Origin of the sequence: Methanobrevibacter sp. (genome assembly GCF_015062935.1) — an archaeon.
Taxonomy (GTDB): Archaea; Methanobacteriota; Methanobacteria; order Methanobacteriales; family Methanobacteriaceae; genus Methanocatella.
The window spans coordinates 77272-96840 of the sequence record NZ_SUTM01000004.1 but is presented as its reverse complement, the minus strand read 5'-3'; the positions used below and the strand labels follow the sequence as shown (position 1 = coordinate 96840).

The window sequence follows — 19569 nt, the reverse complement described above, 5'->3', positions numbered from 1 at the left end:
ACTGTGATCTCCAGCTGCAACATCTTCAATTGGAATAACAGCAGTACCGTTTTCATCTAAAGGAACAACAGTTTCAACACCATCAACAATTACAGATACATTACCAGTAGCATTAGCAATAGCAACAGTAATGTTTCCACTTTCACCAGATTTAATGTCTTCAGGAACATTGATTTCAACTTCAGGAACTTCTTTATCAGCAACTTCAATAGTTATAGTTTCAGAAGCATTTACACTGAAGTAATCGTCACCTAAATACATTGCACTAATATTATAGGTTCCAGCTTTATCGAATGTGAAGTTTACAGAATCGCCCATGTTCAATGAAACAGCAACATTTTCATCACCAATAGTAAATACAACCATACCGCTTGCAGCTTCAGGAAGTTCTACACTGATAGTAGTAGGCACTCCAACAGTAGCTTTCTCATCAGCTTTAACTACAACAGGAGCATCTTTTTTCTCTACAGTGAATGGAACAACAGCAGTTGTAGCACCATTTACATCATCGCCACTATAAACGACAACAATACTGTGATCTCCAGCTGCAACATCTTCAATTGGAATAACAGCAGTACCGTTTTCATCTAAAGGAACAACAGTTTCAACACCATCAACAATTACAGATACATTACCAGTAGCATTAGCAATAGCAACAGTAATGTTTCCACTTTCACCAGATTTAATGTCTTCAGGAACATTGATTTCAACTTCAGGAACTTCTTTATCAGCAACTTCAATAGTTATAGTTTCAGAAGCATTTACACTGAAGTAATCGTCACCTAAATACATTGCACTAATATTATAGGTTCCAGCTTTATCGAATGTGAAGTTTACAGAATCGCCCATGTTCAATGAAACAGCAACATTTTCATCACCAATAGTAAATACAACCATACCGCTTGCAGCTTCAGGAAGTTCTACACTGATAGTAGTAGGCACTCCAACAGTAGCTTTCTCATCAGCTTTAACTACAACAGGAGCATCTTTTTTCTCTACAGTGAATGGAACAACAGCAGTTACAGCATCATTTACATCATCGCCATCATATGCAACACTTACATAATGATCTCCAGCCATTACATCTTCAAGAGTGAAAGTAGCAGTACCATTTTCATCTAAAGCAATGGTGGTAGCTTGTCCTAAATCAGAGGTTACAGTTACATTACCAGTTACATTTTCAGCTTTGATAGTAACGGTTACATTATCACCGGAGACAGCTTCGCTAACTTCAACATTTAAGTCTGTTGATAGTTTTTCCACATTGAATTCTTTTAATGCATCAGTTTGTATGTATAAAAGGTCTCCGTCAAAGTATACGCCAACAGTATATTTAGCTGCAGGTAAATAAGATACATTTAATTGTGCTGCACCGTCATTTACTTCTACAGTGTATTTTTTACCGTTGAGTAACACTTCTACAGTTCCAACAACAGGTTCTGCAAATTTAATATTGATTTCAGCAGTTTCACCAACAACAATATCATCAACTTCAACATTTAATACAGGATCAACTGGGAAGTTGTCTTTTACAGTGTTGTTTTCGTTTGCATATTTAACAGATGCGTCTCCAACTAACTCTGCAGCATATAATATGTTATCAGTTACAGTGTTGTTTTGAGTTGATTTAAGGTCTATTGTGAACTCGGATGATGAAACAATAAAGTTGTCTTTAATTGTATTGTCGCCGGAGTTTACAGTGACTAAACCAAATACATCGTTTCCAGTGAAAGTAGTGTTTTTAGCAGCTGCACTGATAGTTACAGTTGTTAAAATGGTATTGTCTTCTGCAACAACGTTTTTACCACTGATTGTTAATGCTTTTGCAGTATTGTTAATAAAGGTACATCCTTCGGTTACAGTTAAGGAACCTTCAGTTACATTGTTGTTTTCAACGAGACTGTAAGTACCTATTGCCATTGATCCGCCACCGGTTATGGTGTTGTTTCTGTATACGTTTTTGGTTGAGGTTGCACCGAACTGGTTGACAATTCCATTACCTCTAAAGTTGATTAAGGAGTTGTTTTCAATGATGTTACCTTGACCACATACAGTAATACCATACATGAATCCGGAAGCAGCCATATGACTGACAATCTTGTTGTTTGTGTAGTTTACAAATTCAGGGTTGTTTCCTGTACCTACGAAAATGTTTGAGGACAGTACGTTACCTGATGAGCCGGTTATTTCAAATTCATTGTTGTCAAATGTAGCGTATTTACCACCTTTACCGAGTACAACACAACTTGAACCGGTTCCACCGTTTTCAAAGTGAGAGTTTTTAATGGTTGTGTAGTAAGCGTTAGAGTGGATAGACAGGAATCCAGTACCTGATCCTACTCCTCTTTTATCAGCTTTCATGTAAATATCATCAACAGTCACATATGAAGCTCCTCTGATGAATAAGTTACCGTTTATAATGCTGATACCGGTTATGTTAGTGTGGTCTGCACCAGCAATAACATTGAAGGTTATCCATGGAGCACTAGTACGGTTACTGTCAAATACTGCATCACCAGTAGTTGAAACAATGTTTTCAGGTTTGTTGATGGATAAAGTAAATTCATTGCCGATAAATGAACCTTGGAAGTCTAATGTTACATTTTCAGGAACATAATCGAATAAGTAATTATTGTTGTCTGCATCGAAGTAGTATTTGAAGGTTTCATTTGTAATTACACCGTCAATTACTTGTAAGTTACCTGTGGACATAGTAGGTAAATTATATTTGTCTCCGTTGTAAGTAACATTAATTTCATTAGCGCCTAAAACTAAGTCTTCTGCAGATACATTAACAGTTACAGTTTCATTTTCTAATTTTAATTCTTTAAATGTCTTATTTCCAATAACAATAGTTACATTACCAGTTCCGGTAGGTACGGTTACAGTAATAGTAGAGTTAGTTCCAATCCATGCAGTTTGACCATCAATAAATACATCAATATCTGCAAATGGAGGAGTGTTGTTTTCTACAATACCGTCTACACCAGGAGCAACAGAATCATCACCGAATAATTCTTCAGCGTATAAAGTGTTTCCTGTAACGTTAGCTTTGGTTCCACTAATTACTGAAACAGTGTATTTACCTTGAACATACATAGTGTTGTTCTGTACATCCAATGAACGGGAACCGTACATGTACTGACCATAGCTTACACCGTGAACAGGAGCATTTTCAACGTATCCTGCTACATTGTTAGCATAAATTGTGTTGTTATATATTTTTGCGTCACCGTTTGTGATTTCAATACCTGATACCAATGCCCATTGTTCGGAAGTGGTTGCATTACCAGTTACATTTATAATGTTATTTGCAAGGTATATCTCAGATGGTCCGCCCATCATACTAGCAACGTAGAATCCTAAGTTAGGACCGTTTGAGACAGTGGTAATGTTGTTTCCAATAATATCAATTTGAGATTCTACACCTTGGAGCGCATATGCTGTACCTGCAGCGTTTAATCCAGATACAGTTCTCACATCAAAGTTGTTGTTAGAAACAGTAGTGTTTTTGTCAAATCCGAAGTCAATTACATATAAGTAAGCTACTACACCTTGAGGAGTAAACTCATCAACGAAATAGAAGTCGTTTGAATCTACCAATACGTTTTCACAGCCGATAATATAAACTGATTGAGCAGTCGGATAAGAAGCACTTACATCATTTAAAGTAGAGTTTACTTTATTGTTTGTGAATGTAATATTTTCGGTTGCTCTTAACCTGATAGGATTTACAGTGTTTAATCCCATCATGAAGTAATCCCAGTCATAGTTGCTTGCATACAATGCAGGGAAACTGGTAGTGAATACATTTCCGTCGATTAAGATATTTGAAGACTCATCCACATTGATTGCACTTGCTGAACTTGTGTCCTCAGTGATATGAGTTTCAACATAAATGACAGAATCAGTCACATTTACATTGTCTACATCCTTAATATCAATAGCAACTGAGTCGCCATCTTTTACAATGTATGAAATGTTCATGTTTGAAATGGATACGTCACTTTCACCTACAGTTACTAATGGTCCTAAGTTCATTGTGGAAGTTAAAGTTAATCCATCTAAGCTGACATCAGTAGAGTCAATGACGAATGCAATGTCTTTCAATACAGCATCCTGACCAGTGATTTTGATAGGTCTGTCAAGAATTACATAGTATGAAAGTTTGTCGAATTCGCCTTTGAAGATCAGTTCATCGAATGGAACTTCTTCATTTAAGAATCCGTATTCGTCGAAGTATTCATAGAAGATATCTTCAGTTACAACATTGTCTAAGCCGATGAAAGTGGTTGAATCAGTGTCAACGTTGATGAAATCGTCACCGTTGTAGGTTACGGTTACATTATTTACACCAGCAACAATGTCAGCTGCATCTACTTCAATAGTTACAGCACCATCTACTAAAGGAACTTCAACAAATTCTTTGTTGTTTACTTTTACAGTCACATTACCTGTTGCGTTAACAATAGCAATAGTAATTGTGTTGTTTTGAGTAATCCATGTGTTTTCAACTTCAATATCCATAATTGGATTTCCGCCGTTGAGGGTGACGTTGTTGTCTTTATCTTCAGCAAAGTTTACAGCTGCGTCACCTAATTTATCGGCACTAGATAATTTGTTGTAGGTTACAGTGTTGTTTGAAGTTGATTTCAAGTCGATTGCATATGGAGTTGCAGTGGTAACTTTGTTTCTGACAATGGTGTTGTCATTTGAGTTAACAGTTACAAGACCATTTACTTCATTTTCTTCGAAGGTTGTGTTTTTAGCAGCAGCTGCAATGGTTACAGTAGTTAAAACAGTGTTGTTAGCTGCGTAAACATTTTTACCACTGATTGTTAAGGATTTTACAGTGTTTCCTGTGAAGTTACATCCTTCTGTTACGGTTAAAGCACCTTCAGCAACATTGTTGTTTTCAACAATACTGTAAGTACCGATAGCCATGGATCCTCCACCAGTAATGGTGTTGTTTCTGTAAACGTTCTTGGTTGAGGTTGCACCCCATTGGTTAATAATTGCATTACCTTTGAAGTTGTTTAAGGTGTTGTTTTCAATTATGTTACCCTGACCACATACAGTAATACCATACATAGTTCCGGAAGCAGCAACTTGACTGTTGATTACATTGTTGATGTAGTTTACAAATTCAGGGTTGTCACCTTTACCAACAAATATATTGGATGATAAAACGTTACCGGATGAACCAGTTATGTTGAATACATTGTTGTCAAAGGTAGCGTATTTTCCACCTTTACCGAGAACTACACAACTTGAACCTGTACCACCGTTTTCGAAGTATGAGTTTTTAATTACAGTGTTGTAAGCTTCAGAGTGGATGGATAAGAATCCGGTTCCGGAACCTACACCTCTCATGTTAGCTTTCATGTAAATGTTGTCTACGGTTACATTGGATGCACCTTGGATGAATAAATCACCGTTGATGATACTAATACCGGTAATGTTGGTATTGTCACCGCCTGCTACAACATTGAATTTAACCCAGTTGTAGTTAGGGTTTTCCCCACTGTCAAATACAGCAGTTCCGATGAGTTCTTCATTATATGCGCCTAATAAACCAGTACCGTTTGCGTTTTTGGATGAAATTACATTTACAGGTTTGTTAATGTATACACTATATTTAGCACCATAGAACGGTCCTTGGAAGTCTAAGGTAGCTCCTTCAGGAACAAATGATAACAAGTAACCGTTTTCAGCGAAGTAATTGAAGAATGTTTGGTTGGTAATTAAACCGTTAACTACATTAAATGTAGCTTCGCCAGCACCGGAGAATACTCTGGAACCACCGTTATAGGTTACGCTAACGTTGTTGATTGCATCCTGTGCAATGTCAGCTAAAGGAACAACTAGAGTTGCACTACCGTTAACTAAAGCTAAATCATCATATACTTTGTCATTTACTTTGATTGTTACGTTACCATCAGTAGCATTTGTTACAGTGACAGTAATTTCAGCATCATGACCAATCCAAGCTCCAGGAGCGTCAATGATAACTTCAGCTTCGTAAGGAGGGGTGTTGTTTTCAATTACGTTTCCTTCACCGCCTTTAATGAAAGTTGCGTTGTCACCTTCTAAGTCATGGCCGTGTAAATCGTTTCCAACAACATTACTGTTTACAGCATTCAAGAAGTATACTGCGTATGCACCTTCAGTGAAGATTGCATTGTCTCTTATGTCAAAGGTGTGATCGCCGGATAACCATTGAGCGTAACTTATACCGTATAAATTGTTATCTGCATCATATTCACCGACATTGTGAGAGTAAATAGTGTTGTTGTATATTTTTGCCTGGGTGTCTTGAAGTTCCATACCTGAAACTAAAGAATAAACATTTCCAGCAGTTGCTAAACCGGTTACATCGATATTGTTGTTGGTTACAGTAATATCAGTTTCACCAGCATAGTTTTGTGAGTAAATACCTAAGGTAGGACCATTACTGATTGCGGTTAAAGTGTTACCGTCAATTACTACGTTTGAGTAAGGACCTGTAAGTTGGATAGGATATGCAGTACCTGCAGCTTCTTCACCAGCATCGGAATTGATTGTAATGGTGTTTCCAGTAATATTTACATTGTTTGAAACGTATAAGTCTACAGCATTTGAGTAACCTGCACCAACAGTTGACTTGTCAGTTTGAGTAATCTTATTGTCAGAGATGACTAAATTGTTTACATTATTAGTCATGATTGAATCAACAGTAGGATAGTCTCCGTTTGCTGCAGTTACATCAGTGGTAAGAGTGTTTTTATTTAAAACAATGTTTTCACTGTCTTGAATACCGACAGCTAAAATTAAATCTTGGTCAATGCCTTGGCTTGAGAAATCAACGTCACAAGCAGGTAATTTTGATCTGATGGTTCCTTTTGTAATGTTTACATTGCTGGAACTGCGGATTTGAATAGCGTGTTGAGTGTATCCAGGAGTACCTACAGAGTTACTTACAAAGTCAATGCGTGCGTTATCAACTGATACGCCGTCAGCTTCATAGATTAAAATACCGTAAGCTTCAGTGTCTTTAGCGGTTGTGTAATCAATATTTACATTTTCTACAGTTACATTGTAACCGTAAATAGCTAATACAGGGCCTGAAACAGCACTGCCGTCTACAGTGAAGTAGCTTCTACCAGTGAATGAAACATCATCCGCATCAATAACTATTACAACATCATTGAAATCAGCGTAATTGGATTCGATTTGTTTGGATTCTGAAATTACAATTTTGTCAACTCCTAAATCTTCAAATTCACCATCGAAAATTAAGTTATCAAATGGAATGTCACTAAACATGATTCCTTCATCATCGAAGAAGTCATAGAAGTTTTCAGGAGTGATAATGTTATTCATACCTTTAACTGTGAATCCTACAACAGTAAAGCTTTCGTCGAATAAGGTTTCAGGGTCAACATATTTTACAGTGATGTTATATTCGCCTTCATCTTGAGTAATTAATAATTTACCTGATGCTACACCGTCGATTACATCAAATGTAGCGATGGATTCTTCACCGATGAATAATTCGACAGTACCTTGGTTTACGATAGTGCCGTCATCACAAGTTACATTTACAGCGAATTCATATCTTTCACCTTTTTTAGCTGTGAAGTTGTCAGCACTTACGGTTGTTGCAGTAGTGGTTACGAATAATGTTACAATTTCGTTGTCAACAGAAACTCTGATGAATTTTAATCCTTCAGGAACTGTGTAAACGAAGTCAGCTTCACCATCTACTAAAACACCTTCTTCAGTAGCTTCGGAAGTTTCTAAAGTAACAGCACGAGGCACAACAATAGGTTTTGCTAAATCTCCGGTTGTAGTACCAGTGGTGTATGTGTTAATGTTTGCGTTTATTGTTACGTTTTCACCGGCTTTGATTTGAGTGTCATTTGTAACAGTTAAAACAGCCCATCTGTTTAATGTCACTTTATCAGAAACGAAATCTTTAGGTGAATCGTTGCTTCCCCACCAGTTGTCGTTTACATTTACGGTAGGAGTTACCATACTGGTAATTCTGGAGTAAACAGCATAATTGCTGTCATCGAAATTGCTTACTAAAACAGAGTTTGCAACGTTTACAGTAGCGGTTCTTACATAAATTGCTCCACCACCAAGACCGTCAACGGTGTTTTGTTCGAATAAAGAATCAGTTACAGTTAAAGTTTCTTTTTTATCAGAGTAAGCACCAATGAAACTGATTGCTCCTCCACCGTAGTTACTTGATTCAGCTTCACCTTTAGCGGAGTTTCCAGTAAATGTGGAACCGGTAATTGTAGCAACATTTGTGTTTACAATTTCGATAGCTCCTCCACCGTATGCATCTACACTGTTTGCGACAAATTCAGAGTTTATAATATCAAATGCAGAGTTTTGTTGAGCAAATATTGCTCCTCCTGCAAAGTTGGAAGAACCTTTAGCATTGTTGTTGGTAAAGGTAGTTCCTACAACATATAATTCAGGAGTAAAACCTGCAGCAGCCTGTGAAAATATTGCTCCACCATTTTGAGCTGCTTTATTGTTTTCAAATACTGAATCAATTACCATTAATTCAGCTACATTGTAGATTGCTCCACCGTTTTTGCTTGAAGTGGAGTTTGCTAAGGTACAACCTTGAAGGGTTAATTTACCGGAGTTTCCTAATAATGCACCGCTTTCATCAGCAGCAGTGTATCCGTTGATTAATGTTACGTTTTCAATTAAAACATCTCCAGTGGAACCGACATATAATACTCTATTGTTGTTTTGAGCGTCAATGATTGCATTACCTTGACCAGTGATAGTTAAATCTTTTGAGATTGTTCCTAAGTCACCGGTTTTGTGGGTACCTTCTAAAAGAACAATTTTACCTTTAACTGAAATTTCAATAGCGTGAGCGATAGTTGCAACAGGAGCTTCTTCAGTACCTGCATTGGTATCGTCACCTTCAGGAGACACGTAAATGATTCCAGCAACTAAAGGTATTGACACGTCACCAACATCAATTGCATCATCAGCAGCATCGATAGTGTAATCAACACTTGCCTTGTTATCTTTAACAGTTAAAATTTCATTTAATTTACCGCTTGTGGAAGTAACAGTTATATCCATTTCCGGTAAAGTTCCACTATATTCGCTTACGGTGTCATCAGCATGTTGAAGTTTGTCGAAGGTTACATCAACAGTAACATTGTCTCCGATTTGAGCATTGTCTGGAGTTACTTTAGCATCCATTACTACCCAATTTTCAACAGTGACGTTTTCCCCTACTTTGGAAGCAGGATTGTCATTGCTGCCCCAGTAGTTTTCATTCACGTCAGCGGCATATTTATCATTGTCTGAAACAACAATTGCACTATTATCATCATTAAAGACTGAATCTTTAACGTTAATTTTATTGATTGCATCAGGTGCGACCATGATACTGTATGAAGAACCGCCATAGTATTTAAGATAAATTTCTGAACCTTCTTCGGCAACATTGTCGTTGAATACACAGCCGTTTACTGTTATGTCCCCTGCAGAAGCATAAATTGCTCCACCTTTACCAGATTCTCCACCGGTAATAGCAACATTGTTTTCAAATAATGAATCTTCAATTACAGCAGTTACGTTGTTGTTTACATAGACTGCTCCACCGGCACCACCATAATAAGTACCGCCAAATGCAGTGTTATTAATAAATTCACAGTTTTTGACTAATAAATTGGAAGCAGTACCATTAGTGATTTTACCACTAGATGCACTTTGGGTAGTGGAACTGCCACCTACATAAATAGCTGCACCTGAACCTCCGCTTGAGGAAGTAGCATTGTTTCCAATAAATGAAGAGTTGTAAATTTCAGCTTGTGAACTTGAAATGTAGAATACACCATATTTATTGTAGTTGTTAGTAAAGTTACAGTTGTCTACAAATAAGTTTCCATTGTTTACACGAATGTTTCCATAAGAAGTACTTGTCTTATGAGCAGTATTTTTATCAAATACTGTGTTTGTTATTGATAAATCACCATAATTATTGTAAATAAGAGCTTCCCTGTTTTCTCCACCATTGTTTGTGAATACACAATTGTCAATGAGTACAATACCGTAATTCTGACGGATAACAGATCCACTGTAGGATTCATTACCGTTAATGAAGGTAATGTTTGAAAGACTTACATCAGCATATTGAACATATAAAGCTCTTTTACCATTTGCATCCCATGTTACAGGACCTGTAGTGTTGATAATGACACTTTCAGTAATTGTAATAGGGTTTTCAACATAAGTACCTTCCTTAATTACAATGGTAGGAATTTGACCTTCAGCTAAATCATCAGTGATTTCTTCGGAAATTGCTACAGCTTTTTCGATTGTTTTTACTGCAGTAGCTTCACTGAAACCGTCGTTAGTATCTGCACCGTTTACTGAATCAACATAAATGATGTCGTTTACAGTTGGTACAACAGGTTCGTCGCCACCATCATTCAATCCAGGAATTTCTTTTTCTAATTCATTACCGTTGCTTAATTTGTATGAACCTTCTTCTTCAACAACCCATATGTTAGCAGTAACGCCTTCAGGTAATGAGTTTGATCCCCAATAGTTGTTTTCTGCATCAAGCACACCATTGGTAGTTTTGATTCCTGATTCATAACTAGTATTGAATGTGTTGTTATAAATATTATTATAGTTCATGGTTGCTTGAGCACTGGAACCTAAATAAAATACATTTTTAGCAACAGTGTTGTTTGCAAGAACAGATTGTTCCATGGTCAATTTTCCACTGCCTCCAATGTAGAATAAACTGTCCCCAACATAACCACTAGAAGACAATTCAACATCATTATCTACAAATTTAGATTTTTTAATAACAACAGTACCGGTTGAACGTACAATACTATTTCCAGGATATTTACAGTTTTGGATAGTAACATTTTCCATATTTAAATTCGCAGCAGCTTTAGATATGTAAATTACACCACCCACTTGACCAGTGCTAAGAGTATAAGAAATATCTTCAAAAACAGTATTTTTAATATTATATGTTCCACCATCACTTACATATATTGCACCTGCACCATTAGAAACAGAAGATTTAATATCTTTAAAAGTACAATCCGCAATATTTATTGTACCAGTTGAAGCAAGTTGCATTACACCATATTTATTTGTAATATTATCAAAAGTACAATTATTAAAATCTATATTTAAAACTTTTCCACCAGTGAATCTTAAAATACCAGTTCCACCAGTTTTTGATGAATCTTCAATAATTAAATTATTAAATGAAAGTGTAAGACCATCATTAGTACCTACAAATAGTTCAGCACTAGTTGATGTAGATTTTATAGATACACCATCCTTACTTTCACCAACAAGATTTAAATTTTTTGTAAAAGTAATGGTACTTTCAGAGTAGTTTCCATTTTTTATAAAAATAGTTTCCCCACCAGTAACCTTTTCTGAGTTAACAGCGGAAGAAATTGTTTTATAAGGACTACTCTCCGTTCCTTGTTCGTCGTCACTTGTCGAAGAACTATCTACATAGATAGTATCCCCCTCTGCACTAATAACATCACCAGCATCAGAGCTAGCTAAATTGTTATCAAGTGCATTATCTTCTGCACTGACCGTACTGACGCAAAACAGCATCATTACGACCAAAAGTGCACAAATAAGAATATTTTTATTCATTTTCTTCATTCAATCACTCGATTCAATGTTTTATTAAATAATAAAGTTAACATAAGAAAAAATAAATTTAACTTTACATTCTTAATATATGTGAAATCTAATATATAAATTAATTTAAAATTGAAAAAAAATAAAATATAATATATAAAATTTTTTTAGATAAAATATAAAACAAGATTGAAAATAACACAACAACAAAGAAAAATAACACACCAATTTTGAATTGCATTTACTTCAAGATACAATTAATTATATGAAATGATTATAATGCAATCATCATAATAATGATAGCTCAAATTAAAATCAATGAAAAAACTAGTATTTTTAATATTCTGTTTCGAATTAGGATATATCAAAACTTCAAAATAATGTAAAATAATAAAAAAATAAAAAAAAAGTGAATTCATCACTTTTTAAACTTTATAGTCTTTTTAACTGTGTTTTTAAGGTAAGTAACCTGATAAGTGTATTTTTTACCAGTTTTAAGTTTTTTGTAAACACTGTTTTTAATTGTGAATGTAGCTACACCTTTCTTATTGGTTTTGACTTTGAATGTCTTTTTGTTGAACTTCAATGTAACTTTCTTGTTTTTCAGATATTTGCTGTTAACTTTTTTAAGAGTTACAGATACTTTAACTGTTTTGGCAGATCTTTTAGCATTGATGTTTTTAGCGGTGATTATTGTTTTAACAACAACTTTATTTTTTGCCTTCAGTTCTCCGTAAACAGCAGTTACAGTGTATGTTTTAGGAGGTAAACTTATCTTAACTGAAGCATAACCGTTAGCGTCTGTTGTTCGTGTGTATGTCTTTCCATTAATAACAATTTTAACTGTTTGATTTGCAAATCCTTTAGAATCTTTGGTTAGTCTGATTTTATAATATTTACCGCTTGTGTAAAGCATGGATAAATCATATCCTGTTAGTTTAACTACAGGAACTGTAACAGTTGAAGTTTTAATAATAGGAGAGTATTTGGAATCTCCTGAATATGCAACTGTAATGTTGTGGCTTCCCCCACTTAATTTAGGAACATTAACGCTGGCCTTACCGTTGACAACATCAGAAGTGTAGTCTATACCATCAACAGTCACTGTTAATGTACCTGTTGCATCAGCAGGAAGAGAAATACTATACTCTTCACCAGACTCCGGAATGACAATAGTCTCATCACCAACCGGAATATCAACTTTCAACACTTTAAATCCAGTTGAATTAACAGATTCTTTATAATAATCATTTCCCACATATTTTGCAACCACATCATATTCACCTACAGCTAATCCTGAAACAGTAACACTAGCCTTATTATTATCAATAACAGCCTCATAATCCTTACTATCAACAGTTATTGTTACTTCTCCAGTCACATTATCAGAAAATACAACATCAATCACTGCATCCTCACCTAAAGTGATATCGGATACTGAAATTTCAAGACCAACAACTGATTTTTCAACAGGCCCATCTTTTGTAACATTAACAACGGCGCTTTTAGAAATTGGAGCATATTTTGAATCACCTGAATAAGAAACAGTAATATTGTGACTTCCATTGGACAATTCAGAAACATTAACGCTGGCCTTACCGTTGACAACATCACAAGTGTAATCTATACCATCAACAGTCACTGTTAATGTACCTGTTGCATCAGCAGGAAGAGAAATACTATACTCTTCACCAGACTCCGGAATGACAATAGTCTCATCACCAACCGGAATATCAACTTTCAACACTTTAAATCCAGTTGAATTAACAGATTCTTTATAATAATCATTTCCCACATATTTTGCAACCACATCATATTCACCTACAGCTAATCCTGAAACAGTAACACTAGCCTTATTATTATCAATAACAGCCTCATAATCCTTACTATCAACAGTTATTGTTACTTCTCCAGTCACATTATCAGAAAATACAACATCAATCACTGCATCCTCACCTAAAGTGATATCGGATACTGAAATTTCAAGACCAACAGATGACTTTTCAACAGGCCCATCTTTTGTAACATTAACAACAGCGCTTTTAGAAATTGGAGCATATTTTGAATCACCTGAATAAGAAACACTGATGTTATGAGTTCCATTGGATAATTCAGGAACATTAACAGTAGCTTTACCATTAACCAAACTTTCAGTATATTCTGCACCATCAACACTTACTGTTAATGTACCTGTTGCATCAGCAGGAAGAGAAATACTATAATTTGAAGCTTCACCTGATTCAGAAACATTGAAATCTATAGTTTCACTATCATCAGGAATTTCCACTTTTAAAACTTTAAATGATGTGGTATTTTCACAGTCATCATAGTCGTTTCCTTTGAATTTGATGACTATTGTGTAGTTTCCTGATTCTAAATCAGATATTATTATATCTGAAAAACCATTTTCAACATTTGATGTGTAAGTTTTGCCGTTAAGCTCATATGAAACCGTACCGTCAACACCTTGAGGCATTTCAACTTTAACAGTTACATTTTCACCAACGAAAATATCATTAGAGCTTACAGCAATACTTGCTTTAGCTTTTTTAACTGTGAAATTAAAAAGCAATGTCTTTTGAGTGAAACGGGCATCACCTGCAAAAGTTACTTCAACTGTATGAATGCCCGCATTTAAATTAGAAATGTTTTTAACGATTAATCCCTGTGAGCTGATTGCTTCATTATATAGTTCATTATCTATTTTAAGAGTTATTTCACCCACACATTGTGAATCAATTCCAACACTGACAGTTACATCATCACCGAAAACAGCATCACTAACGTTGATACTGATTTCCGGATTTTTCAATGGTGAATCGGTTAATGCCACTATAGAATTCTTAGTCTGAACATAAATTAAGCCATTTTCACCAATTATAGGACTGCCTATGATTTCTGATTTAATATCAGATTTCCATAACATGTTTCCATCACTATCGAAAGAATAAAGCACGTCATTGCATCCGACATATACATTGCCCTCATTTCCAACTAAAATGCCTGATGTAAATGTTGAATGGGATATTAATGACTCACTGCCATCAATTAAATCGTATTTATATAAGTTTCCTTTTGAATTTATGGAATATAACCCTGATTCTTCATCCAATACCAGATATTTGCCAGTTCCATCCGTAATTTTGGTCTTCCAGACAGCACTTCCCTGAGGAGTGATTTGACAAATGTTGTCATCTAAAACAACGTAAATCATGTTTCCCGGTCCAACGACAGGTCTTATTGATTTAGTATTGCCTTTGACACTTGACAATACCTGATTGTTTGAAATGTCAATTATTTTTAGACTGTCATCACATCCCACAATTACAGTAGAATCATCTACTATAACAGGTGCTGAAAGCGGACAGGATTTACCCAAACTGATTAGTATTGGATTTCCACCTTTTTCCCATAGTTTATATGGAATGATTACAAGTTTATAGTCTTCAGAGCCGTATTGGTATTCACTGGAGATATAAATATTTGCATTTGAATCGACAACCGGAGCAAATAAGCTTGATCCAAGATAGATATTGGAGTTTCCAAACTTCTCGCCGGTAGTCTGATTTATGAAATTTATAGTGTTGCCTGCCTGAGGAACAATAACTACATCACGGCTGATTGCTATTGCAGACAGGTTTCCATCCCCATTTAAAGACCTGTTCCATAATGCTTTTCCATTATTGTCGATTGAGTATATTGCTTTAGAAGTTATCAGATAGATATTTCCGGCTGCATCTATTGCAAGGTTTCCAACAACATCACCGTTTACAGAATATGTCCATAGAATTTCTCCATTTGAATCAGATACATATGGAGATTTTCCGGTGTTTTTACTGTCATAGCCTTCATCAGGCCATTGAGGAGTTTGATAGTCAGATACTTCAAATAAAGTGTTATTTTCAGCATTTTCATAATTTTCACTCATTAATGCTGCTGAGACTTCATAGGTTCCAACCAGTAAATCTGAAATTGTCAGTGAAACTTTTCCGGTACGCGGAATTGATTTTACTACATTCTGATTATTGCATGTGATTGTAATGTTTCCGGTAACTCCATTTTTAACAGTTACTTCAATAGTTACATCATGGCCGATCTTAATATCATCAACACGGATTGTTAATGGAGTATTGGCTTTGGCCACATTAAATGAAGCAGATGCGTTATTAGGATTGTATACATTATCACCACTATAGCTGACAGTGAACTGTTTATATCCTGCATTCAAATTTGAAATATTGATTAATGCTTTGCCGTTTTCAACGTTTGAAGTGAAATTTCTGCCGTCGACACATGCAGTAACGTTTCCACCAGCATCATCATTTAATGTAATTTCAACTTTTGCATTTTCACCATAAACAATATCCTCTGCTCTGATAGAGATGTCTGTATCGAGTTTATCTACACTGAATTTAGCATCATCTCCACTTTCAAGGAATTTATAGTTTCCATTGTACTGAGCTTTAATAGTGTAATCTCCACGAGTAATGGATTTAATTGTGTATGTAGCTTTTGAATCAACAAGATTCAGAGTTTCCTCTTTACTATTTATTATCAAAGTTACGTTTCCGGTAACACTCGGAGATACTGTAACGGTTATCAATACATCATGACCAACCTCAATATCACCAATTGAAATACTTGTAGTTGAATTATACTTGTCGACATTGAATTTAATATCTTTTACAACTGAAGAGTAATAATCATCACCGGAATATGTTACTGTTCCCACATATTCACCTGATGCCAAATCAGATAATGTGAATGTGCTTTTTACCCCATTTATTATTTGTGTTTGAGTCACATTTGCCAGATTAAGAGTTATCTCACCTGTTGCATTATCAGGCAATGTAATTGTAATAATCTCATCATCATCTACAGAGATGTTTGCATATTCAACATCCATTTGAGGTTTTACTTTAGCCTCTGTAAAGTTAATTACATCCTCTGCACCATTATATCCTGCTTTTAAGTTAGCTTCGACATCATTTAATGTGAATGTGAGTTTTCCGATTCCGTTTACTAAAGCTACTTCATTTTTGTCTGAACTTCCCCCTTCAGTTAAAATTGAAAGTCTTACTAAAGGAAGGTTACTGCTGTCCCAGTATGTAACATTTCCAAACTTGTTGTATGCGTTATTCAAATTAAACTCAACAACAGTGTTTTCACCCATAAACATTGAAGTTGCATCTGCTGTTGCATTCAGGAATATCCAATTTTCACAGTTGGATGATGAACTGATTGCCGGAGCAATATTATAATCATTCTGATTGTTTCCAAACCAGTTTCCTGTACAGTAAATTTTCTTTAAGCCTGTTGAAGATTTTGAGTTGATTAATAATTTATTATTATTGTTATAGGTATTTCCTATAAATATAGAGTCTGAAACATGAATTTCGGTAGATGTTACAATCACTGCAGATGACCTTCCGGTATCGGTATTGTTAATAAATAATGTTGAACTTAAATCAAGAAGACCTCCGGAAATCAGTATAGCTGAAGATCCGTCATTACCCTTGTTTTTAACAAATTCACAGTCTGTAATTGTTAAAGTGTTCTGATTGCTGTTTCCGGCAGCAAAGTTTATACATCCTTCTTTTACATCATTGTCTGAAAATTCTGAACTGTCGATGCTAGCTTTCAGTCCGCTTGCTGATTTAATTAATGCAGGAGTTTTGGTTGTTGTTGCAGTATTGCTTTTGAATTGTGAAGATGAAATTTGATAACTGTTGGCCCGGATTAAAATACCTGAATTGCTATTGAATTCACAATCTGTCATTTGAAGGAAACCGGATGTTTCAATTAATGTTACATAGGAATTGGATTCAAATGTACAATTATTAATATTTAAAATACCGTTGCCCTGTTTTATGATTCTATCGGAAGATGAGGATGACTGTTTAGAACCTTTGAATATGATATTTTTAAATTCAACCTCCACATCACCAATATCAAAAATATTTCCTGTTGATGCAATAACTACGCCATCATTTCCGGAAACTGACAAATCATAATTTATTACCAGATTAGCATCACTGAATGTTCCGTCCATAATAAATATATTTCCGGTAGAGTTTGCAAGTTCAATTGCCTTTGACAATGTTGCCACAGGAGTCTCATCACTCACCCCATCATTGACATCATTTCCGGATTTTTGTGACACATAAATATATTCCTTAGGCATACCGACAGAAACTTCATTACTTTTAGTGGTTGATATAGATGGGACAACATAAACTTGGGCTTTTTCGATGTTTTTTAGATTTAAAGTAAAATCAAGACCAGTAACTGTTTTGAGATATGAACCATCCACGTAAACAAGATAGTCAGATTTATCTAAAATGTCAGAATCATAGTAATTCGCATTCTTTAAAGTTGCATCAATGTGTAAAGCTACTTCATCCCCAACCCTATCATCAGCTATGAGTTTCAGTTTTGAAAATTCAATTGAATTTCCATAATAATAATTATCACTTATATTGCATAGAGAATCATAATCCAACTTGATTACCAGCACATCACTAATTCTGGTATGATTAATGAATCTGTTTCCTACAATAGTAACACCAGGTGATCCATAGTTAGCTCCCTGAGTTATAGCACATATGGCAGTACCTATAGAAGCACTATTTTTAATAAAAGTAGTGTTCAATACAGTTAGTCCACCTTCATCCATAATGGATATAGCACCACCACGACCTAGTCCGCTAGTTGACTCTTCAGTGAGTGCCCAGCATAAGTTTTCATTACTGTCAAATAGTGAATCTTCAATATGAATATATGGTGAGTGTAAATACTTACAAGCACCTATTGCACCACCACCATTATTAGTAGTACAGTTATTACCTTTAAAAATTGTATTATATATCTGTAAATAACTATATGTATATAGTGCACCACCATTCCAACCAGCAACATTATCTGTGAAGTTGGAATCATATATTGTAGTATTAGCTCCACCATGAGTATGTATTGCACCTGCCCACCAGAATGCAGTATTCCTATAGAATGTTGAATTTCTAACAACAAGCACTCCACAGTTATTGATACATCCAGGTTCAGTTCTTGCATAGTTACCTTCAAAGTAACAGTTACTTACAGTACCTCTTGCGTGAGTACATATATCAGTCGGGTCATCCTTAGGGTCATATAAACTTAAGCAGCCAAAATCTGAAGTCATGTTTGTAAATGTGGAATTGGTTAATGTCAAATTACCTCTGACTACATGAATGAAAGAGGAGTGACCTCCGGTTACTGTACAATTATTAAATATACAGTTTTCAATCAGGTTATTTGTATTTCCAGCAATCTGCAGGAATATTGCATTAGGCTGGTATTCACAGTTAATCCATTTAAATGTGATTCCTTTCAATGTAATTCCAATACCGGAGTTTTCAGGAACATTGATTGGCAGATAGCTAATGCTTCTTGCATTTTGAGAAGAATCTCCAAAGTAAGCTCCTGAACTTCCAACAATAGTTACATTATTATTTACCTGAATCTGATAGCTTTCCTCTTTTGGATTTGTCGGATAATAATTTGTATTCTCTTTTAGATTTAAAACATAATTCTTATCATTTAAAGAACAGTAATATTGCAAATCATCCCAATTATCCACAGTAATTTCATCTGATGTTTCTTCAATCACATCACTGTTTTGACTTTCAAGAATTGGAGTGCCATTTATACTGACCTCCAATTCTCCATTATTTTGATTTAAAGTAGTATTTTCCAGTTCATTAGCACATACGCTACCAATACTTACAATCAATAGCATAATCATTGCTAAATAGAAAAAATTCTTATATGACATCATAATTAAACCTATTTGATAATAAATTAAAATATGTTAAGTATTTATGTTAATTTACATATATAAACTTTTCAAGTTTATTTGAAAAAAAGAAAAAAATT

General features: G+C 35.0%; 2 protein-coding genes. Both read right to left on the bottom strand.

The window, feature by feature from the left end:
• A partial coding sequence (locus E7Z81_RS02690) for an Ig-like domain repeat protein (RefSeq protein WP_292743874.1) occupies positions 1-11676 on the bottom strand: 11676 nt, incomplete at its 3' end.
• A 397-nt stretch (positions 11677-12073) separates the two neighbouring features.
• Complete coding sequence (locus E7Z81_RS02685) at positions 12074-19471, bottom strand: Ig-like domain repeat protein (protein WP_292743871.1); 7398 nt, start codon at positions 19469-19471, stop codon at positions 12074-12076.
• Between the last annotated feature and the right edge of the window lie 98 nt (positions 19472-19569).